Source organism: Arthrobacter pasteuri, from assembly GCF_054510955.1.
On sequence record NZ_JBTNDO010000001.1, the window covers coordinates 236,148 to 254,249 of the forward strand.

Consider the following 18,102-nt stretch of genomic DNA (forward strand, 5'->3'; position numbering starts at 1 on the left):
TCGGATTGCTGCTGTCGGTGACATGAACGGTGCCAGGACCGATGATCCTGATAGCCCGTCCGGCCGGAACGGTGCGGCGATCACCCGGCTCGTGGAGAACGACGAGATCGACGCCTTCCTGGGGCTCGGGGACTTCCAGTACGACACTGCGTACTGCGCCGACTACGTGGACTACTGGAAGCCGCTGTGGGGAGGCGCGATGCCCAAGTTGTACTGGGTGTCCGCCCCCAACCACGACTGGAAACCCGGCCGCAACGAAGACCTCGACAACTTCATGAATGGCCAATGCCCGGGCTCCACGGCGAAGGCTGCCATCAACGAGCAGCGTGGGTTCATCGGCAACGGGAAACCGTATTCGAAGGATTTCGGAACTTGGCACTTCGCGTTCCTGTCGTCCGCGCACTGGCAGTACGATTCCGCGAAAGCCCGGGAGTTGACGGAGTGGCTGGACAACGACCTCGCTGCTGCCCGGGCGGCGGGAAAGCACACTGCAGTCGTCTACCACGAGCCGTACTTCACGTCGAACACGGACAGCCATGAGCGGGCGGCTGACCACAAGCCGTGGATCGACGTGATGTGGAAGCACCGGGTCCGCCTGACCCTGTCAGGGTCACAGCACAACTACGAACGCTCCTGTCCGGTGAACAGTGCCGACGAATGCGTCAGTGACGGGATGACCGCGTTCCAGGTCTCCACGGGAGGCATCGGCCTCCGCTCCTTCACCAGCCATCCGTCGTACATCGAGAAGCGGTTCAGCGACACTCACGGGTACCTCCGGTTGACCCTTCGGGGCGACGGTTCCTTCGAGTGGGAATTCGTTCCGACGTCGGGGTCGAGCACGGACTCAGGGACGCGTTCCGCGCCGTAGCGCAAGTCATGACCGGCATCCCCGGGCCGCGGGTCGGGGCGAAGGCGCTGGCCGGGGCGACGTGGTCGGCCAGCGCCTATCGGTGGAATCATGGTTCTTGCTCCGGCTGGTCCGGCTCGTATCCGATGAGCCAGTGCAGGCCGTGGCGATCGATGACCTGGCCATCGGATGCACCCCACGGTTTCGGGGCCAGAGGGTCGACGACAGTCCCGGAGGCAGCCAGCTTGTCGAACCACTGGTGCAACACCGACGGTTCAGCAGTGCCCAGCAGTGAGAGCATCAGTCCCTCACAGCGGATCGTTTTCTCTCCTGCCGGTGCGTCTGCTCCCGCAAGGGCGACGGTGCCGTCGAGCACTCCGTGGGCGACGGCACCCGGGGGGCCGTCTGTCCTGGCGAAGTCCTCGTAGGTGAACAGGGACACTTCGCCGCCGAAGACGTCCGCGTAGAACCCCAGCGCCTCACGCGCGGTCCCCGGGAAGCTGATGTAGATCTGGAGTGAAGCCATCCTGCACCGCTCCTCCTGCCACGTGGTGTGGCTCCGCGCCGACCCTACGATCGCCTGCTGCGTCGCCACTTGGTAGCGTGTGCCGCATGCCCATCAGACTCGAGAATATCGGCATCGCTGTCCGCGACCTCGACGCGGCGATCGCCTTTTTCACCGACCTCGGGCTCATCGTCCTCGGCCGTGACACCGTCAGCGGGGACTGGGCGGACACCGCCGTCGGCCTCGATGGCAACCATGCGCACATCGCCATGCTCCAGACACCGGACGGCCACGGTCGCCTCGAGCTCTTCGAGTACCTGAACCCCGCAGCGATCGAGACGGAACCCACCCGGCCCAACGCGATCGGCATGCACCGGGTCGCCTTCTCGGTCGAAGACATCGACGAGGCCCTCGAGATCGCGGCGAAACACGGCTGCCACCCGCTACGTGGCGTGGCGACCTACGGAGACGTCTACAAGCTCACTTATGTCCGCGGTCCGAGCGGCATCATCGTCATGCTCGCCGAGGAGCTGAACAAGAACTGACCGCAGGGCCATCCTCCTGCAGGACGCCTAGGCGGGGAGTGCGCTCCTGCGGAGAGCATCGACGACTCCATGGACGGCGGTGCGGTGCAGTGCTTCGGGCCGGCAGAGGATGTCGACGCATCGACCGAGGTGCAGGTCGCTCAATGGCTTGAGGACTATCCCGCTGCCGGGGCGCGGTGCCGCGGTGTAGCGGGGCATCAGCGCAAGAGCGGGGCCGGCTGCGACGATCGCGGCAGCAATGAAGAACTCGTTGATCCGGTGCGTGATGTCGAGGGGTCGGCCGGCATGGACGGCGATACTTTCCAGCGCGGCCACGAGGGGAAACCCGTCCTGGACGGACACCCACTGCTCATCGATCAGATCCGCGACGCTCACGGCAGGTTGGCCGGCCAGGCGGTGGTGACACGACATGGCGACGTCCAGGGGCTCGCGCACCAGTGGCAGCGCGGTGATGGACGCGGGCCACGGTGCGCTGTGCTCGAGGCGGTGGGCGATGACGAGGTCGTAATCCGCGGTCAGGGCAGGGAAGCCGTCCTGGCCCACATCACGATCGTGGCAGAGCAGCCGTGGGTTCCCTTCGCCTGCCAGATCCCTGAGCAGTGGGCCGAAGTAGCTCAGGCCGGCGCTGGTGAATGCGGAAATGCTCACCGTCGCGGTGGGGTCCTGCACATACCGGTTCACGGCCTGCTCGGCGGAACTCATCGCCACGCTGATCTGCATCGCTGCCTCGGCCAGTGCCTGTCCGGCGCCGGTCAGGACAAGGGTGCGTCCCCTGCGTTCCGTCAGTGGCACCTCGACCCGGCGCTGCAACGCGGTGAGCTGCTGCGAGATTGCGGATGGGGAGACGTGGAACGCCCGTGCCACTGCGGCCAGGCTTCCACGCTCTCCCAACTCCCGGAGCAGCCGCAGCTGGTGAAGATCCATAAGCCAACGCTAAACCACGTGTTCAAGAAGTACCCTCTCGTCTAACTGTTGCGGGCGGGGAAGACTCGAGGGGTGCCTTCTCCCTCATCCTTGTTCCCACCCTTTCCGCAACCCCTCATAGGAGGGCGGGCCTCGATCGTTTCCTTCCTTGCCGCGCGGCGGGTCGACGTACTCCTCCTCCTGGTGGCCTTCGTCTGGGGCAGTAGCTACCTGGCGGCCAAATCGTTGACCGACACGGTCGGCGTTCCCGTGATCCTGTCACTCCGGTTCCTCATCACGATCGGTGCCCTGGTGGTGATCTCGCTGATCTGGAACCGGCGCAGGATCAGTCTCCGGGAGGGCATCGTCGGCGTCGTGCTGGGGTCCACCCAGGCGGCCGTGCTCATCCTGGAGACGTGGGGGATCGCCGGCACCAGTGCCACGAATGCCGGCCTGATCATCAGCGTGGTCATCGTCTTCACCCCGGTCACCGAGAGCATCGCCTTCCGTGTGAAGCTGCCGCGCATGGTGTTCGTCGCAGGCGTGATCTCGGTCGTGGGCGTTTGCCTGCTCGTCTCCGGGGGCGGGTTCGCGACTCCTACCCTCGGGGATGTCCTGATGCTCGCCGCGGCGATCGTCCGCTCGGTCCACGTGACCGCGGTGTCCGCCCTCACTCGAGGACGCGACATCGGTGCCCTGAATCTGACCCTGGTCCAGAGTGCTCTCTGTGCGGCCGCCTACACAGCCGCAGACCATTCCCGCGTTCTCGCCGCCGTGCGGACCCTCAGCCCGGGCGAGTGGGCTGGTGTGGTCTATCTCGGGCTCGCCTGCAGCGTCTTCGCGTTCCTCGTCCAGACCTGGGCCATCCAGCGGACCTCCGCATCGCGGGCCAGCCTCCTCATGGGAACCGAACCCATCTGGGCTGTGCTCATCGGCCTCACCATCGGACAGGAGACGCTGGTACTTCCCGGAATCCTCGGTGCCGCACTCATCGTCGCGGGCACCTACCTCGGACTACGGGCCGAAAGCCACCACAGGAACCCGCTGACACCCACTCTGCATGCGGGGAGCACGCCTCCGGGAAGTGCCTGAATGGGATCAGGCAGACGTCGGGCTGAGGCGCCGCATCCCACCTGCGGCTGGTGCTGCCCCGTCTACGGGCGCCGCTGCCCGTAGACGGGCTACCTTCCGTATAATCCGAACATGCCAATCATGCGCCCCGACCGCGGACCCCATTCCCAGCAGTGCGCCCTCGGGCAGTGCGGGGACTCACTGTGAGCGGCGGTCTCGTCGCCCTGCTCGACGACGTCGCCGCCCTGGCCCGCATTGCAGCTGCCTCGATGGACGACGTCGCTGCCGGGGCCGCGAAGGCGGGGACCAAGGCCGCCGGCGTGGTGATCGACGACGCCGCCGTCACCCCCCAGTACGTGTCCGGGGCCGACCCGTCCCGCGAACTGCCGATGATCAAGCGGATCTTCTGGGGATCGCTCCGGAACAAGCTGGTGATCATCCTGCCTGCGCTGCTGCTCATCAGCGCCTTCGTCCCGGCGATCATCCCGTTCATCCTCATGCTGGGCGGAACCTACCTCTGCTACGAGGGGGCGGAGAAGGTCTGGCACAAGCTCCGTGGCCACCACGAGGCCGAGAAGGCACCGGCGGTCGAACGGGGCCCGGAGGCGGAGGCCAAGGTCACCAAGGGCGCCATCACCACCGACTTCATCCTGTCCTGCGAGATCATGGTCATTTCGATGACCGAGGTCGCTGACGAGTCCCTGTGGGCACGGGCGCTCATCCTGATCGTCGTAGCGTTCGCGATCACGGTGATCGTGTACGGTGCCGTGGCACTCATCGTCAAGATGGACGACATCGGCCTGCACCTCACCACCAAGGACTCCGCGGGCTCCAAGCGCCTCGGTGAGCTGCTCGTGAAGGGGATGCCCGCCGTGCTGACAGTGATAACACTCGTCGGGACCATCGCCATGCTGTGGGTCGGTGGCCACATCATGCTGCAGGGGGCCTACGACCTGGGCTGGCACGCGCCCTATGACCTGGTCCACGTCCTCGAGCACCCCTTCGCCGGAGTCCCCGTAGCGGGCGGCTTCCTGGCCTGGCTCGTCAACACCCTGTGCTCGGCCGTCCTCGGACTCGCCTGGGGCCTCATCGTCATGGCGATCGTGCACCCGCTCATGAAGGCGCTGCCGTTCGGGAAGAAGGGCGGGCACGAAGAGGGCGACATCCGTGCCGCAGTCGCCGGCCACCGAGCGGCGGGACGCGACGGCGGTTCCGCCGCCTGACCGGCCCGTCCGCCGGCGGTTGCACCGGATACTAGGAGACGGCCTGCGGCACCCTGGTCCCGGCCGTCGTGCCCGGCAGCGGTTTCCGCGTGGTCCCGATGTAGAGGGCGTGGATCGCGGCAGCCATCAGCAGGGACGCCCCGAGCATGTGCAGTGCCACGAGGGCGACGGGCAGGTGCAGGAAGTGCTGGGTGTACCCGATGGCGCCCTGAGCCAGCACGACGGCGGCGAGGATGACGAGCGCCGTGCGCAGCTTCTCGTGGACCTGCGAGCGGTAGGCGAGGAGGACGGCGAGTGCCACCGTGGCGACGAGCAGGTACACCGGGAGCGCGTGCAGCCGCGTCATGATGTCGGAATCGAGTCCGTTCCGGGCAGCCCCGTGGTCACCGGCGTGCGGGCCGGAACCGGTGACGACGACGCCCAGGACGACGGCGATCGAGGTCAGTACCGTCGCTGTGACGAGCAACTGGCGCAGGAGGGGAGACCCGGCCGGGTCCGTGTGGCTGCGGTACTGGTCCGCCGTGAGCCGCGCGCGATTCACCAGTACGGTCGCCAGGGCGACGAGGACCATCGACACGAGGAAGTGAAGGCCGACGACCCACGGATTCAGGTCGGTCCAGACGGTGATGCCGCCGATGACCGCCTGCGCCGGGATGCCGAGGAAGAGCCCGATGGAGAGCCGGAACAGGTCTCTGCGCTCCCGCCGCATCCCGAGCACCGAGATGATCATGGCGACGGCGATGAGAACCAGCACGAAGGTCAGGAGCCTGTTCCCGAACTCGATCACGCCGTGGAAACCCATTTCGGGGGTGGTGACGATGGAGTCCGGCGTGCAGCGGGGCCACTCCGGGCAGCCGAGGCCCGATGCCGTGAGGCGGACCGCGCCCCCGGTCACGACGATGGCGATCTGGGAGACGAGCGAGGCGATCGCCAGGCGGCGCACGAGGGGTGTGGTGGTGCGCGGGAGGGCGCTCGTCAGGCGGGAGGTCGAGGGGAGGGTCATGGCGTCAGCTCCATTTGAACCAGCGGATGGCCGCCAGACTAGCGAGTGCGGCCCAGACGAGGAGGACGAGGCACGCGACGGGGTCGAGGGTGCCGTCCACCAGGGCGCTGCGCAGTCCGTCGCCGAGGGCGGCGGACGGCAGCACGGAGATGAACGGCTCGGCGGCAACGGGCAGGCTCGTTGCCGGGATGATCACGCCGCCGGCGGCGGCCAGCAGGATCCACACGAGGTTGGTCACGGCCAGGGTGGCTTCGGGGCGGAGCGTGCCCGCCACGAGGAGACCCAGGGCCGTGAAGGCCGCCGAGCCGACCAGCAGGAGGACGGCGGCGGGAAGGATGCCCTCGACCTGCGGCGACCAGCCCAGGAGCGCCGCTGCACCGCCGATCACGACGAGCTGGACGGCGAGCACGACGGCGACGGCGACCGCCTTGCCGAGGATCAGCCCGGAACGGCCGAGCGGCGTCGTCGAGAGGAAGCGGAGCACGCCGTACCGGCGGTCGAAGCCGGTGGCGATGCCCTGCCCGGTGAAGGCCGTGGACATCGTGCAGAGGGCGAGGACCCCCGGCGCGGCGATGTCGATGCGGCTGGGACCGTAGGCATCGAGCAGCGGAGTGATCACGAGGGCCGTGAGTGCCAGCAGGGGCAGGACGATCGCCAGGACGAGCTGCTCGCCATTGCGGAGCATCGCCAGGGCCTCGTACCCGCCATGGCGCAGGACGCGGGCCGGCAGGGAGGCGGCAGTGCCCAGGGCCGACCCCGCGCCTTGCACGCCCTGCTGTGGGGTTGCTGCGCCCGGCGTCATCGGATGCTCCGTCCGGAGATGTCGAGGAACACGTCCTCCAGTGAGCGGGGCGCCATGCTGATGGCGGTGGGCATCACACCGGACGCCTGCCACCATTCGGCCAGGCGGGCGACGTCGCCCGCCGTCAGCGGCCCGCGGAGGACATAGTGCCCCGGGTCGGGCTCGCGCTGGTGCAGGTGGGGGAGGAGGTCGGGTGGAAGCGTCAGGCCCGGCACGGTCTCGAAGTGCAGTTCGCGCATCCCGTCGGCGTCCTTGTCGGCGGTGAGCTCCGCGACGGTGCCTTCGGCGACGGTGCTGCCGCCCTCGATGATGTAGACGTAGTCGGCGAGCTTCTGCGCGTCGTCGAGCAGGTGCGTGGTGAGGATGACCGCGAGGCCGTCCGCGCGGAGCTCCCGGATGAGGTCGAACACGATCGAGCGGGACTGCGGGTCCAGGCCCGCGCTCGGCTCGTCGAGGAAGACGACCTCGGGCCGTCCGACCAGCGCGCAGGCCAGGGCCAGGCGCTGCTTCTGCCCTCCGGACAGCCGGCGGATGGAGACGGCGCCGAACTCGTCGAGGCCGAGGCGCTCGGCCAGCGCGTCGACGGGCAGGGGAGCGCTGTACATGGAGGCGACATGGCGCAGCAGTGCAAGCGGCCGCACCGACGGCGGGAGGCCGCCGTCCTGCAGCATCACGCCGACGCGGGCACGCAGCTGGGGTGTCGCCCGGTAGGGGTCCTGGCCGAGGAGGCGGACCACACCACCGTTGGCACGCTGCAGCCCCTGGGCGCACTCGAGCGTCGTCGTCTTGCCTGCTCCGTTGGCGCCGAGCAGTACGGTCACCGCGCCGTGCGCTGCGCTCAGGCTGACCCCGTCGAGCACCCGCACCATCCGCCCGTCGAGGGAGCCGACAGGACCGAAATCCTTGATCAGGCCGTCGATCTCGAGGGCGGGGGAAGTTGTCGGCACCCCAATATTCTACGTCAGGTAGTAGGAGGCCGGAGGGCCGCAGGTGGGTAGCCTCGCCTAAGTGGTGGTGCGGAATACATTAGGTCATGCTTGTGTTGTGTATTGTGTCGCCGACGGGAGGAATGGACTGTGACCGCATCGCCCCGCGCCGCCGTTCCGGCGGACGACAGTCTCGCCCCGCGCACCCGCGCCGTGCCTGAGGTCCCTGCCGGCCGTGCCGACCAGATGGCCCAGATCGTCTCCCCGGACCCTGACGAGCGCACCCGCGACCGGGTGCTGTCGGCCGTGCTCGAGCGCGGACCGGTGAGCGCCGCGGAACTCGGGAACAGCCTCGGCTTCACGCCCGCCGCCATGCGCCGGCATCTCGACGCCCTCTCATCGGACGGCCTCATCGAGGTCAAGCGCGTCCGCAGCTCCGCCACGGGTGCCGGCCGCCCCGCCCGCCGCTACGTCCTGAGCCGGCGCGGCCAGAGCAAGATGGGCAACGACTACCTCGACATCGCCACCGCAGCACTGACGCAGCTCGGCGAGGCCGCGGGTCCCCAAGCCATCGAGGACTTCGCACGCACCCGCTTCTCCGGCATGGAGGAGCGCTACCGCCCGATCGTCGAAGCCGCGGGCCCCGACCTCGAAGCGCGCGCCCATGCGCTGGCGGGCGCCCTGACGGCCGACGGATTCGTCGGATCGACCAAGACCGTCGGGATGCCGCAGGCACGCGGCGTCCGTTCCTCCTCGACCCCGTCGAGCCGCCCGACGATGCTCAGCGTCCAGCTCTGCCAGGGGCACTGCCCCATCCAGGGACTGGCCTCGGCCTTCCCGGCCTTCTGCGACCAGGAGACAGGCGTCTTCGCCCGCCTCCTCGGCGTCGACGTGCGCCGGCTCTCGACACTGGCCGGCGGCGGCCACGTCTGCACCACCCACATACCCCTGGGAAGGGCGACGGCGGCTCCGGCAGCGTCCGGATCCACCGCCGTCCCCGCGGCCGCGGAGGTCGCGTCCCCCAGCAATCCAGCAACGTTATCCATCCATCAGCAAGGAAGGCCATGATGACGGATCAAGTAGACCGCAAGCCAGCTGCGTCGGCAGTGCCGGAGTCGGTGATCAGCGACATCCTGGAGAAGAACCCGGAACTCGAGGGCATCGGCACCTACCAGTACGGCTGGGCCGACAAGAACGAGGCGAGCGACAACGCGCGCCGCGGCCTGAGCGAGGAAGTCGTCCGCGACATCTCCGCGAAGAAGAACGAGCCCGAATGGATGCTCGATCTCCGCCTGAAGGGCCTCAAGTACTTCGACCGCAAGCCCATGCCCGCCTGGGGTGCAGACCTCTCCGGCATCGACTTCGACAACATCAAGTACTTCGTGCGCTCCACGGAGAAGCAGGCGAACACGTGGGAGGACCTCCCCGAGGACATCCGCAATACCTACGAGAAGCTCGGCATCCCCGAAGCCGAGCGTGCGCGCCTCGTGTCCGGCGTCGCCGCCCAATACGAGTCCGAGGTGGTCTACCACCAGCTCCGCGAGGACCTCGAGCGCCAGGGCGTCATCTTCCTCGACACGGACACCGCCCTGCGTGAGCACCCGGAGATCTTCAAGGAGTACTTCGGCACGATCATCCCCGTCGGCGACAACAAGTTCGCGTCGCTCAACACGGCCGTCTGGTCGGGCGGATCGTTCGTGTACGTGCCCAAGGGCGTCCATGTCGAGATCCCCCTGCAGGCCTACTTCCGCATCAACACGGAGAACATGGGCCAGTTCGAGCGCACGCTGATCATTGCGGACGAGGACTCCTACGTGCACTACATCGAGGGCTGCACCGCTCCGATCTACACGTCCGACTCCCTGCACTCCGCCGTGGTCGAGATCGTGGTGAAGAAGGGCGCTCGCGTCCGCTACACCACCATCCAGAACTGGTCGAACAACGTGTACAACCTCGTCACCAAGCGCGCCATCGCGCACGAGGGCGCCACCATGGAGTGGATCGACGGCAACATCGGCTCGAAGGTCACCATGAAGTACCCGGCCGTGTACCTCGTCGGCGAGCACGCCAAGGGCGAGACGCTCTCCATCGCCTTCGCGGGCGAGGGCCAGCACCAGGACACCGGCTCGAAGATGGTGCACATCGCGCCGAACACGAAGTCCTCGATCATTTCCAAGTCCGTGGCGCGCGGCGGCGGGCGTGCCGCCTACCGCGGGCTCGTCCAGGTCCGTGAGGGAGCGACGCATTCGGCGAACACCGTGCGCTGCGACGCGCTGCTGGTCGACACCATCTCGCGCTCGGACACCTATCCGTACGTCGACATCCGCGAGGACGACGTCACTATGGGCCACGAGGCCACCGTGTCGCGTGTCAGCGAGGAGCAGCTCTTCTACCTGATGTCCCGCGGGCTCCCCGAGGACGAGGCCATGGCCATGATCGTGCGCGGCTTCATCGAGCCGATCGCCCGTGAGCTGCCCATGGAGTACGCGCTCGAGCTGAACCGGTTGATCGAACTGCAGATGGAAGGGGCCGTAGGCTAGCAATGGCTGAGACCACCCACACGGAAATTTCGCCCGACACCGCCCCCGAGGGAGAGGTCACCGACCTCGGCGACCTCGACGAGAAGGCCCGCCTGGGCGCCCCCTCGGGCGCCTCGGCCGCCATCGACGGGTTCACAGAGGAGGGCGAGCGCCTCTCGGCGCGCAACGCGGGTTCCGAGCAGCTCGGGCTCAAGAAGCACAGCCATGGCAACGCCCCCGTCGTCCCCGAGGCGTCCCGCGGGGAACGCCGGAGGTCCTTCGACGTCGCCGATTTCCCGACCCTGACGGGCCTCGAGGAGGACTGGCGCTTCACGCCGCTCAAGCGCCTGCGCGGCCTGCACACCGACGCACTGACGGGCACGGCTCCGGCCGTCGAGGTGACCGGTGCCGGCAACGTCACCGTCGAGACGGTCGAGCGCGGCGACGCCCGCCTGGGCACCGCGGCGACGCCCGAGGACCGCGTGTCCGCGGCAGCCTGGAATGCCTTCACCGAGGCGACCGTCATCACCATCCCCAAGGAGACGGTGGCGGACGGTGAGGTCATGGTCAGCGTCACCGGATCGGCGTCCGAGGCGGTGGCGCAGCACATCCTGATCCGCGCGGAGGCTTTCTCGAAGGCCGTCGTCGTGCTGGACCACTCCGGTTCCGTCACGCTCGCCCAGAACGTCGAGATCGTCGTGGGCGACGGCGCGGAACTCACGGTCGTCAGCGTTCAGGAATGGGACGGCGACGCCGTGCACGTCTCCTCGCAGCAGGCGAAGGTAGGACGCGACGCGCGCTACAAGCACGTCGTCGTCAGCCTCGGCGGCGACCTCGTGCGCCTCACGCCGTCCTCGATCTTTACCGCCCCCGGCGCAGAGGTCGAGATGTACGGCCTGTACTTCGCCGACGCCGGCCAGCACCTCGAGCAGCGACTGCTGGTCGACCACGCCGTGCCCAACTGCAAGTCCCGCGTCACCTACAAGGGTGCGCTGCAGGGCAAGGACGCGCACACCGTGTGGGTCGGCGACGTGCTGATCCGCAAGGCGGCCGAGGGAACGGACACCTACGAGACCAACCGCAACCTCATCCTCACGGACGGCGCGCGGTCCGACTCGGTCCCGAACCTCGAGATCGAGACGGGCCTCATCGAGGGCGCAGGCCACGCCAGCGCCACCGGCCGCTTCGACGACGAGCACCTCTTCTACCTGATGGCCCGCGGCATCCCCGAGAAGGACGCACGCCGCCTCGTGGTCCGCGGCTTCCTCACCGAGGTCATCCAGCAGATCAAGGTACCCGCGCTCGAGGAGCGGCTCTCCGAGTCGGTCGAGCGGGAACTCGCGGCAGGCAACCTCTGATGGCTGATGCCCCCAGCGGCGAGCTGATCTGCAGCGTCGACGACATCCAGGTGAAGCAGGCGCTGCGCGTGCTCATCGACGACTATCCCGTCGTCATCGTCCGTGATTCGGACGGTGAGATCCACGCGCTCGGGGACACCTGCTCCCACGCGGACGTCTCCCTGTCCGAGGGCGACGTCGAGGGCTGCACCATCGAATGCTGGGGCCACGGCTCCCAGTTCGACCTGCGCAGCGGTGCCCCGCTGCAGCTCCCCGCCTACGAACCCGTCCCGGTGTTCGCACTCGAGATCCATGACGGCGACGTCTATGTCGATATCACGACGGTCACCAACGGAGCCCCCGCCCCGCAGTTCGGCTAGCGCGGCCGTCCACGCACACACTTCCTGCACAGCAGGCGAAGGAGAAAAGAACACGATGTCCACACTTGAAATCAAGGACCTGCACGTCAGCATCGACACTGAGCAGGGCAACATCCCCATCCTCAAGGGTGTCACGCTGACGATCAACACCGGCGAGACGCACGCGATCATGGGCCCCAACGGTTCCGGCAAGTCGACCCTCGCGTCGACGATCGCCGGGCACCCCCGCTACAAGGTCGACAGCGGATCCATCACGCTCGACGGCGAGGACGTCCTGTCCATGAGCGTCGACGAGCGTGCCCGCGCCGGCCTCTTCCTGGCCATGCAGTACCCCGTCGAGGTACCCGGCGTCACGATGACCAACTTCCTGCGCACGGCGAAGACCGCCCTCGACGGCGAAGCCCCGAGCCTGCGGCACTGGACCAAGGACGTCAAGGCTGCCATGTCGCAGCTGCGCATCGACGCGGACTTCGCCCAGCGCAACGTCAACGAGGGCTTCTCCGGCGGCGAGAAGAAGCGCGTCGAGATCCTCCAGCTCGAGCTCTTCCGCCCGAAGTTCGCGATCCTCGACGAGACCGATTCCGGGCTCGACGTCGACGCCCTGAAGGTCGTCTCCGAGGGAGTCAACCGCGAGCACTCGAAGGGCGAGATGGGCACGCTGCTCATCACGCACTACACACGGATCCTGCGCTACATCAAGCCGGACTTCGTGCACGTGTTCGTGGCGGGCCGCATCGCCGAAGAGGGCGGTCCGGAACTCGCTGACCGCCTCGAGGAAGAGGGCTACGATCGGTTCACGGCCCAGTCCGCGGTCGAGGCCTAGGACCACCAGGATTCCCGGCACGTCCGCGTGCCGGGTCACGTGACTACTGTTCGGAAGGAAGAGTGCGATGAGTGATGTGCAGCAGGCGCAGACCGCGCTGGATGACATCGAGGAAGCGCTGCGGGACGTGATCGACCCGGAGCTCGGCGTGAACGTCGTCGACCTCGGGCTCCTGTACGGCCTGAAGTACGCCGAGGACGGCGCCCTCCTGATCGACATGACGCTCACCACGGCCGCGTGCCCGCTGACCGATGTGCTCGAGGAGCAGGTCGGCCAGGCGCTGGACGGCGTGGTCGACGAGTGGCGGTTGAACTGGGTGTGGATGCCGCCATGGGGTCCCGAGAAGATCACCGAGGACGGCCGCGACCAGATGCGGGCACTCGGCTTCAACATCTGAGGTTCACCCGGCAATCAGCCGGAGGGCGGTTCCAGCAGGCGCTGGGGCCGCCCTCTTCGTCGTTCCGGAGGGACTCACCCGTTCGTCGGATTCCCGCGGCGGCCGGCGGCCCCCGAGTCCTCGTTCCCGTCCCTGTCCCCGTCCCTGTCCCCGTCCCTGTCCCCGTCGCTGTTCCCGTCGCTGTCCCCGTCCAGTTCGCCGTCCTCGTGGTCGCCGAGGCCCCTCGCTGCAAGCGCCTCACCCGTCCGGTGGGCATACGCCACTGCGCCGACGACCAGCGGCGTCACGGCGACGCGCGGGCTCCGGTCCAGTCCCCGCGCACGGGCCGCCTCGCGGACGTCGACGAACAGCCCCGCGAGGTAGGGGATGCTCCTCAGCATGATCGAGAGGGCGAGGGCGAAGCGTTCCGGATCGGCGCCGAGCCTCCGGAAGGGCCGCACCAGCCGCACCACCCCGTCGAGGAGGTCCTGCGTCGGCGTCGTGAGGGTCACGGCCCGCGCCGCCAGGAGGCAGGCCACGATGCCGCCCACGACGACGAATGCACGCAGCCACCCCTGGGCCACGCCCTGGTAGAGCGCAAGAATGCCGAGAAGCGGCGCCGCCGGCAGGAGCATGCGCAGGATCCGTCCGGGGGAGAGGCGTGCGCCGGCCAGGAGCGCACCGGCAGTCACGGCCAGTGCGGCGGCGGTGGTCTCCGGCGACCGCCATGCCACGACGGCGACGGCGCATGCGAGGGAGGCCGCCGCCTTGAGCGGGAGCGGCAGCCGGTACAGGAAGCCACGGCCGGGCTCGTACAGGCCCAGGGTACTGCCGAAGCCCCTCACACCCGGCCGTCCGGCACCGCTGCGGCGAGCTCGCGGTAGAGCGCCACGGCGTGCGCCGGCGCACCGTCGAAGACGATCCTGCCGTCGTCGACCACGAGTGTCCGGTCGCTCTCGAGGGCGAAGTCGAGGTTGTGGGTCGTGAAGACGACCTGCTGGTCGAGGCCCGCGATGAGTGAGCGGACCCGCGCGTCGTTGCGAAGGTCGAGCAGCGTGGTCGGCTCGTCCGCCACGAGGATCCGTGGTTCCACCGCGAGGACGGCGGCGAGGGCGAGGATCTGGCGCTCACCGCCGGACAGGTCGTAGATGCTGCGGTCCGCGAGGTGCGCCACACCGAACCGTCGCAGGACGTCCTCGCCCCGCCGGCGGCGCTCCGCGGCAGGAAGCCTGCGGGCCCGGAGGGACAGCTCGACGTCCTCGCGCCCCGTCGGCATGACGAGCTGCGACAGGGGATCGGTGAAGACGAACCCGACGGCGCGGCGCACGGCCCGCCCCGCGGTCCGGGTGTCCTGCCCGAAGACCGCCACCGATCCCTCGGACGGGGCCAGCAGGCCGTTGATCAGCCGCAGGAGCGTCGACTTCCCGGAACCGTTGGCCCCGATCACCGACACCCTCCGTTCTGCCAGGGTGAGCGTCAGGGGGTGGACGAGTGTCCGGGCCTCGCCGTCATCCGTCCGGACGCCTGCGCCCCTGAACTCAATCACGGGGTGCGCGCCTCCGGGTGGAGAGCAGTCGGGGGAATGCGCGGTGGACCGACACGGCGATCAGGGCGGCCAGGACGTTCTTGATCACGTCGCCGGGGAGGTACGCGGCGTCGATGATGATCGCCTCACGCAGGGGGAGACCGGCGTTGACCATGAGCCCCGCCACGCCCAGGGGGTGGATGGTCAGGAGACTGGCGGCCAGGCAGGCGAGGAAGAGGAGGCCTGCGCGGAACCGGCGCGCCCTGCGCAGCACGACGACGGCCAGCAGGCCCGCGACAAGTGCTGCGAGGGGGAACGCCAGGAGGTATCCCGCCGACGGTCCGGCGAGGACACCGAAGCCGCCGTTGAAGCCGCTGAAGACCGGCAGGCCGATCAGCCCGGCGGCCAGGTAGAGCAGGACGGCGGCGGCTCCGCGTCCCGGTCCGAGCACGATCCCGGCGAGCATCACACCGAGGGTCTGCAGCGTGATGGGCACGCCGAGCGGACCGACCGGTATACCGGGTAAGATTGCAAGGGCGGCGATGAGGGCGGCAAAGACCGCGACCAGCGAGAGATCGGTGGTATCCCACCGCTTCCGGGACGACCGCCGGCTCCCGCCGGCCGGTCCGGTGACGGTTTTCTCCGCTGGCTGCATGGCGCACGCTCCTTCAGCAGGCCGGAGTCGCACCGGCTCTTCCGGTGATTTGTCGAATTCCTCCAGCCGTAACTGCTTCTGTACCGAGACTAGCGCCGGTCATTCGGGGATCCCTTGTGGGATTCCTACAAGAAAACGCCGTCTCCGGCACCATCGAAAGGCCTCACCATGATTAACGTATCGAACCTGGAGCTCCGGGCCGGTGCCCGCCTCCTCATGGACGAGGTGTCCTTCCGTGTGGACAAGGGCGACAAGATCGGGCTCGTCGGGCGCAACGGTGCCGGCAAGACCACCCTCACCAAGGTGCTGGCCGGGGAATCACTCCCCGCGGGCGGCACGGTGACCCGTTCCGGTGAGATCGGCTACCTGCCGCAGGACCCCCGCACACCGAACATGGAGCAGCTGGCCCGTGACCGGATCCTCTCGGCCCGGAACCTGGACGCCGTCGTCGGCGAACTCCGCCAGGCCCACGAGGACATGGCCAGCGAGAAGACGTCGGTGCGGAACAAGGCGATGGCGCGCTACGACCGCATCGAGGCCGCGTTTCTCGCCGGTGGCGGGTATGCCGCCGAGGCCGAGGCGGCGTCCATCTCCTCGAACCTCGCCCTGCCCGAGCGCATCCTCAACCAGCCGCTGAAGACCCTGTCCGGCGGCCAGCGCCGGCGCGTCGAACTCGCCCGCATCCTGTTCTCGGGTGCCGAGACGATGCTCCTCGACGAGCCCACCAACCACCTCGACGCCGATTCCATCGCCTGGCTGCGTGACTTCCTGAAGAACCACCAGGGCGGGCTGATCGTGATCAGCCACGACGTCGAGCTCCTCGAGGCGACCGTCAACAAGGTGTTCCAGCTGGACGCCAACCGCGCGACGATCGACGTCTACAACATGGGCTGGAAGCGCTACCAGCTCCAGCGCGAGACGGACGAGCGCGCCCGCAAGCGCGAGCGCGCCAATGCCGAGAAGAAGGCCCAGGTCCTCATGGACCAGGCGAACAAGATGCGGGCGAAGGCCTCGAAGGCCGTGGCCGCGCAGAACATGGCCAAGCGCGCCGAACGCCTGCTCGGCGGCCTCGATGCGGTGCGGGCCTCGGACCGGGTCGCTGCCCTCCGCTTCCCGGAGCCGTCCCCCTGCGGCAAGACGCCCATGACGGCCGAGGGACTCAGCAAGTCCTACGGATCGCTGGAGATCTTCACCGACGTCGACCTCGCGATCGACCGCGGGTCGAAGGTGGTCATCCTCGGACTCAACGGTGCCGGGAAGACCACGCTGCTGCGCATGCTCGCCGGGGTGGACAAGCCCGATACCGGACAGGTCATCGCGGGCCACGGACTCAAGGTCGGGTACTACGCCCAGGAGCACGAGACGCTGGACACCCAGCGGACGGTCCTCGAGAACATGAAGTCTTCTGCCCCGGACATGCAGGACGCGGAAGTACGCGGCATCCTCGGTTCGTTCCTCTTCTCGGGCGACGACGTCGACAAGCCCGCCGGTGTGCTCTCCGGCGGCGAGAAGACGCGTCTGGCCCTGGCGACCATCGTCGCATCCTCGGCGAACGTGCTGCTCCTCGACGAGCCGACGAACAACCTGGACCCTGCGAGCCGCGCAGAGATCCTGGGGGCCCTCAAGAACTACAGCGGGGCCGTGGTCATGGTCAGCCATGACGAGGGTGCCGTCGACGCACTCGATCCCGAGCGGGTCGTCCTGCTGCCGGACGGCGTCGAGGACCTGTGGAACTCCGACTACCTGGAGCTCGTCACCCTCGCCTAGGTCCGGCTGCCCTTCACCACCCCTGCCAGGGGCCCGGGTGTCTCCCTTCACGGGTGGGGCGAGGGCCCGGGTCGAACACCTCCCAGCAACGGTTCTCACCAACCGTGTCGCCTACGACCCGTGCTGACCGCCACAAAAGGGAAAGCCCCTGGCGAGGGGCTTTCGTGGATTGGACAGGTGTTGATCGGTCGTGGTCAGCGGTGATGCGCTCCTCCTTCCGGCGCCGGTGGCGCTCCTCGGCGGTCTGATGACACCGAGGCTAATTCCTGCCCGGACGGCGGTGCAACACGAAGAGGTGGTTGCATTCCGGCCCGTGATGTCCTTCAATCGCCTCCGATTACTCGGACCGACTGGAGAGCGAACCAGATATTGAGTTTCTGGGCTTGAGTCCCATGACCGAGACCTCCGCCTCTACTACGACATCCACCCTTGCCCGCACGGTTCTGCGCGTGGCCCTGGGCGTCGTCTTCCTCGCCCACGGCTGGCAGAAGATCTTCGACTACACCATTCCCGGTACGCAGGCAGCCTTCGCCCAGATGGGGGTGCCGGCAGCCGAGCTGATCGGACCGGCTGTCGGCTTCCTCGAACTCTTCGGCGGGGCCGCCCTCATCCTCGGCGTACTGGTCCGACCAGTCGCAGCCCTCCTGGCCCTGGATATGCTCGGCGCCCTCTTCCTGGTCCACGCCCCCGCCGGCATCTTCGCCGACAACGGCGGATACGAACTCGTGCTCGTCCTCGCGGCCGGTGCAGCCGCTCTCGGCCTGGTCGGCGCCGGTCGCTTCTCCCTCGACGCCCTGACCTTCGGGCGCAACCGGAACCGCGCGATCGCAGCCCTGGCCTAGGTGGCGTCCGTCCTGCCGGCCGTCCGCCAGGACGCTCAGCACGGGCGTGGTGA

Annotated in this window: 20 protein-coding genes; 12 read left to right on the top strand and 8 right to left on the bottom strand. The window is 68.3% G+C overall.

Annotated elements, in window-relative coordinates; all coding sequences use genetic code 11:
- The first annotated feature begins 22 nt into the window (after positions 1-22).
- Positions 23-868, top strand: a complete 846-nt coding sequence (locus tag ACX80H_RS01135; protein WP_459310599.1) for a metallophosphoesterase family protein — start codon at positions 23-25, stop codon at positions 866-868.
- Between the two features lie 88 nt (positions 869-956).
- Here the strand turns inward: ACX80H_RS01135 and ACX80H_RS01140 are convergent, their stop codons facing one another.
- On the bottom strand, positions 957-1,373 hold the full coding sequence (locus ACX80H_RS01140) for a VOC family protein (protein ID WP_459310600.1): 417 nt from the start codon (positions 1,371-1,373) through the stop codon (positions 957-959).
- An 86-nt stretch (positions 1,374-1,459) separates the two neighbouring features.
- Here ACX80H_RS01140 and ACX80H_RS01145 point away from each other — a divergent pair, with 86 nt between their 5' ends.
- Complete coding sequence (locus ACX80H_RS01145) at positions 1,460-1,897, top strand: VOC family protein (RefSeq protein ID WP_459310601.1); 438 nt, start codon at positions 1,460-1,462, stop codon at positions 1,895-1,897.
- A gap of 27 nt (positions 1,898-1,924) precedes the next feature.
- Here ACX80H_RS01145 and ACX80H_RS01150 read toward each other — a convergent pair whose 3' ends face one another.
- The gene (locus ACX80H_RS01150; protein WP_459310602.1) at positions 1,925-2,821 is read right to left on the bottom strand and encodes a LysR family transcriptional regulator; all 897 of its coding nucleotides are present in this window, start codon (positions 2,819-2,821) and stop codon (positions 1,925-1,927) included.
- Positions 2,822-2,956: 135 nt separating this feature from the next.
- Here ACX80H_RS01150 and ACX80H_RS01155 point away from each other — a divergent pair, with 135 nt between their 5' ends.
- Positions 2,957-3,892: a DMT family transporter gene (locus ACX80H_RS01155; protein ID WP_459313334.1), complete on the top strand. Its 936-nt coding sequence runs from the start codon at positions 2,957-2,959 to the stop codon at positions 3,890-3,892.
- 182 nt (positions 3,893-4,074) lie between these two features.
- A complete protein-coding gene (locus tag ACX80H_RS01160) occupies positions 4,075-5,094 on the top strand; it encodes a DUF808 domain-containing protein (protein WP_459310603.1) in 1,020 nt (339 codons plus the stop codon).
- A gap of 31 nt (positions 5,095-5,125) precedes the next feature.
- On the opposite strand, the gene ACX80H_RS01165 is transcribed toward ACX80H_RS01160, so the two are convergent.
- From ACX80H_RS01165 to ACX80H_RS01175, 3 genes are read right to left on the bottom strand one after another with little or no spacing between them, the layout of a single operon-like run.
- Entirely contained in the window at positions 5,126-6,097 is a 972-nt protein-coding gene (locus ACX80H_RS01165) for a COX15/CtaA family protein (RefSeq protein ID WP_459310604.1), read from the bottom strand.
- 4 nt (positions 6,098-6,101) lie between these two features.
- Positions 6,102-6,899, bottom strand: a complete 798-nt coding sequence (locus ACX80H_RS01170) for an ABC transporter permease (RefSeq protein ID WP_459310605.1) — start codon at positions 6,897-6,899, stop codon at positions 6,102-6,104.
- The gene (locus ACX80H_RS01175) at positions 6,896-7,846 is read right to left on the bottom strand and encodes an ABC transporter ATP-binding protein (protein WP_459310606.1); all 951 of its coding nucleotides are present in this window, start codon (positions 7,844-7,846) and stop codon (positions 6,896-6,898) included. The genes ACX80H_RS01170 and ACX80H_RS01175 overlap by 4 nt, the downstream gene beginning before the upstream one ends.
- 225 nt (positions 7,847-8,071) lie before the next feature.
- Here ACX80H_RS01175 and ACX80H_RS01180 point away from each other — a divergent pair, with 225 nt between their 5' ends.
- The 6 genes from ACX80H_RS01180 (at position 8,072) to ACX80H_RS01205 (ending at position 13,281) form a co-directional block, all read left to right on the top strand.
- Positions 8,072-8,893, top strand: a complete 822-nt coding sequence (locus ACX80H_RS01180) for a helix-turn-helix transcriptional regulator (protein ID WP_459313335.1) — start codon at positions 8,072-8,074, stop codon at positions 8,891-8,893.
- Positions 8,893-10,365 (top strand): Fe-S cluster assembly protein SufB, encoded by a 1,473-nt coding sequence (gene sufB / locus ACX80H_RS01185; protein ID WP_301227824.1) that lies wholly within the window; start codon positions 8,893-8,895, stop codon positions 10,363-10,365. Before ACX80H_RS01180 ends, sufB begins: the two co-directional genes overlap by 1 nt.
- Positions 10,366-10,367: 2 nt before the next feature.
- Entirely contained in the window at positions 10,368-11,702 is a 1,335-nt protein-coding gene (gene sufD / locus ACX80H_RS01190) for a Fe-S cluster assembly protein SufD (RefSeq protein ID WP_459310607.1), read from the top strand.
- A complete protein-coding gene (locus ACX80H_RS01195) occupies positions 11,702-12,061 on the top strand; it encodes a non-heme iron oxygenase ferredoxin subunit (RefSeq protein WP_087073212.1) in 360 nt (119 codons plus the stop codon). The genes sufD and ACX80H_RS01195 overlap by 1 nt, the downstream gene beginning before the upstream one ends.
- Before the next feature lie 55 nt (positions 12,062-12,116).
- Positions 12,117-12,884, top strand: coding sequence for a Fe-S cluster assembly ATPase SufC (gene sufC / locus ACX80H_RS01200; protein ID WP_301227818.1), 768 nt, complete (start codon positions 12,117-12,119; stop codon positions 12,882-12,884).
- Positions 12,885-12,951: 67 nt separating this feature from the next.
- A complete protein-coding gene (locus tag ACX80H_RS01205; RefSeq protein WP_087073208.1) occupies positions 12,952-13,281 on the top strand; it encodes a metal-sulfur cluster assembly factor in 330 nt (109 codons plus the stop codon).
- A 74-nt stretch (positions 13,282-13,355) separates the two neighbouring features.
- Here the strand turns inward: ACX80H_RS01205 and ACX80H_RS01210 are convergent, their stop codons facing one another.
- The 3 genes from ACX80H_RS01210 to ACX80H_RS01220 are packed head-to-tail and all read right to left on the bottom strand — an operon-like array spanning position 13,356 to position 15,440.
- Positions 13,356-14,105 carry an energy-coupling factor transporter transmembrane component T family protein gene (locus tag ACX80H_RS01210; RefSeq protein WP_459310608.1) on the bottom strand — a complete coding sequence of 250 codons (750 nt, stop codon included), beginning with the start codon at positions 14,103-14,105 and terminating at the stop codon, positions 13,356-13,358.
- The gene (locus ACX80H_RS01215; protein WP_459310609.1) at positions 14,102-14,806 is read right to left on the bottom strand and encodes an energy-coupling factor ABC transporter ATP-binding protein; all 705 of its coding nucleotides are present in this window, start codon (positions 14,804-14,806) and stop codon (positions 14,102-14,104) included. Before ACX80H_RS01215 ends, ACX80H_RS01210 begins: the two co-directional genes overlap by 4 nt.
- Positions 14,799-15,440, bottom strand: coding sequence for a biotin transporter BioY (locus ACX80H_RS01220; protein WP_459310610.1), 642 nt, complete (start codon positions 15,438-15,440; stop codon positions 14,799-14,801). The genes ACX80H_RS01215 and ACX80H_RS01220 overlap by 8 nt, the downstream gene beginning before the upstream one ends.
- A 168-nt stretch (positions 15,441-15,608) precedes the next feature.
- On the opposite strand from ACX80H_RS01220, the gene ACX80H_RS01225 reads away from it, so the two are divergent.
- Together ACX80H_RS01225 and ACX80H_RS01230 are read left to right on the top strand one after the other, a co-directional pair.
- Entirely contained in the window at positions 15,609-17,207 is a 1,599-nt protein-coding gene (locus ACX80H_RS01225; RefSeq protein ID WP_459310611.1) for an ABC-F family ATP-binding cassette domain-containing protein, read from the top strand.
- A gap of 392 nt (positions 17,208-17,599) precedes the next feature.
- Positions 17,600-18,049, top strand: a complete 450-nt coding sequence (locus tag ACX80H_RS01230; RefSeq protein ID WP_459310612.1) for a DoxX family protein — start codon at positions 17,600-17,602, stop codon at positions 18,047-18,049.
- Positions 18,050-18,102: the final 53 nt, after the last annotated feature.

Bases quoted from the DNA above. Each gene is read 5' to 3' on its own strand.
- ACX80H_RS01135 (WP_459310599.1), top strand. From the start codon at position 23: ATGAACGGTGCCAGGACCGATGATCCTGATAGCCCGTCCGGCCGGAAC.
- ACX80H_RS01140 (WP_459310600.1), bottom strand. From the start codon at position 1,373: ATGGCTTCACTCCAGATCTACATCAGCTTCCCGGGGACCGCGCGTGAG.
- ACX80H_RS01145 (WP_459310601.1), top strand. From the start codon at position 1,460: ATGCCCATCAGACTCGAGAATATCGGCATCGCTGTCCGCGACCTCGAC.
- ACX80H_RS01150 (WP_459310602.1), bottom strand. From the start codon at position 2,821: ATGGATCTTCACCAGCTGCGGCTGCTCCGGGAGTTGGGAGAGCGTGGA.
- ACX80H_RS01165 (WP_459310604.1), bottom strand. From the start codon at position 6,097: ATGACCCTCCCCTCGACCTCCCGCCTGACGAGCGCCCTCCCGCGCACC.
- ACX80H_RS01170 (WP_459310605.1), bottom strand. From the start codon at position 6,899: ATGACGCCGGGCGCAGCAACCCCACAGCAGGGCGTGCAAGGCGCGGGG.
- ACX80H_RS01180 (WP_459313335.1), top strand. From the start codon at position 8,072: ATGGCCCAGATCGTCTCCCCGGACCCTGACGAGCGCACCCGCGACCGG.
- sufB (WP_301227824.1), top strand. From the start codon at position 8,893: ATGACGGATCAAGTAGACCGCAAGCCAGCTGCGTCGGCAGTGCCGGAG.
- sufD (WP_459310607.1), top strand. From the start codon at position 10,368: ATGGCTGAGACCACCCACACGGAAATTTCGCCCGACACCGCCCCCGAG.
- ACX80H_RS01195 (WP_087073212.1), top strand. From the start codon at position 11,702: ATGGCTGATGCCCCCAGCGGCGAGCTGATCTGCAGCGTCGACGACATC.
- sufC (WP_301227818.1), top strand. From the start codon at position 12,117: ATGTCCACACTTGAAATCAAGGACCTGCACGTCAGCATCGACACTGAG.
- ACX80H_RS01205 (WP_087073208.1), top strand. From the start codon at position 12,952: ATGAGTGATGTGCAGCAGGCGCAGACCGCGCTGGATGACATCGAGGAA.
- ACX80H_RS01220 (WP_459310610.1), bottom strand. From the start codon at position 15,440: ATGCAGCCAGCGGAGAAAACCGTCACCGGACCGGCCGGCGGGAGCCGG.
- ACX80H_RS01225 (WP_459310611.1), top strand. From the start codon at position 15,609: ATGATTAACGTATCGAACCTGGAGCTCCGGGCCGGTGCCCGCCTCCTC.
- ACX80H_RS01230 (WP_459310612.1), top strand. From the start codon at position 17,600: ATGACCGAGACCTCCGCCTCTACTACGACATCCACCCTTGCCCGCACG.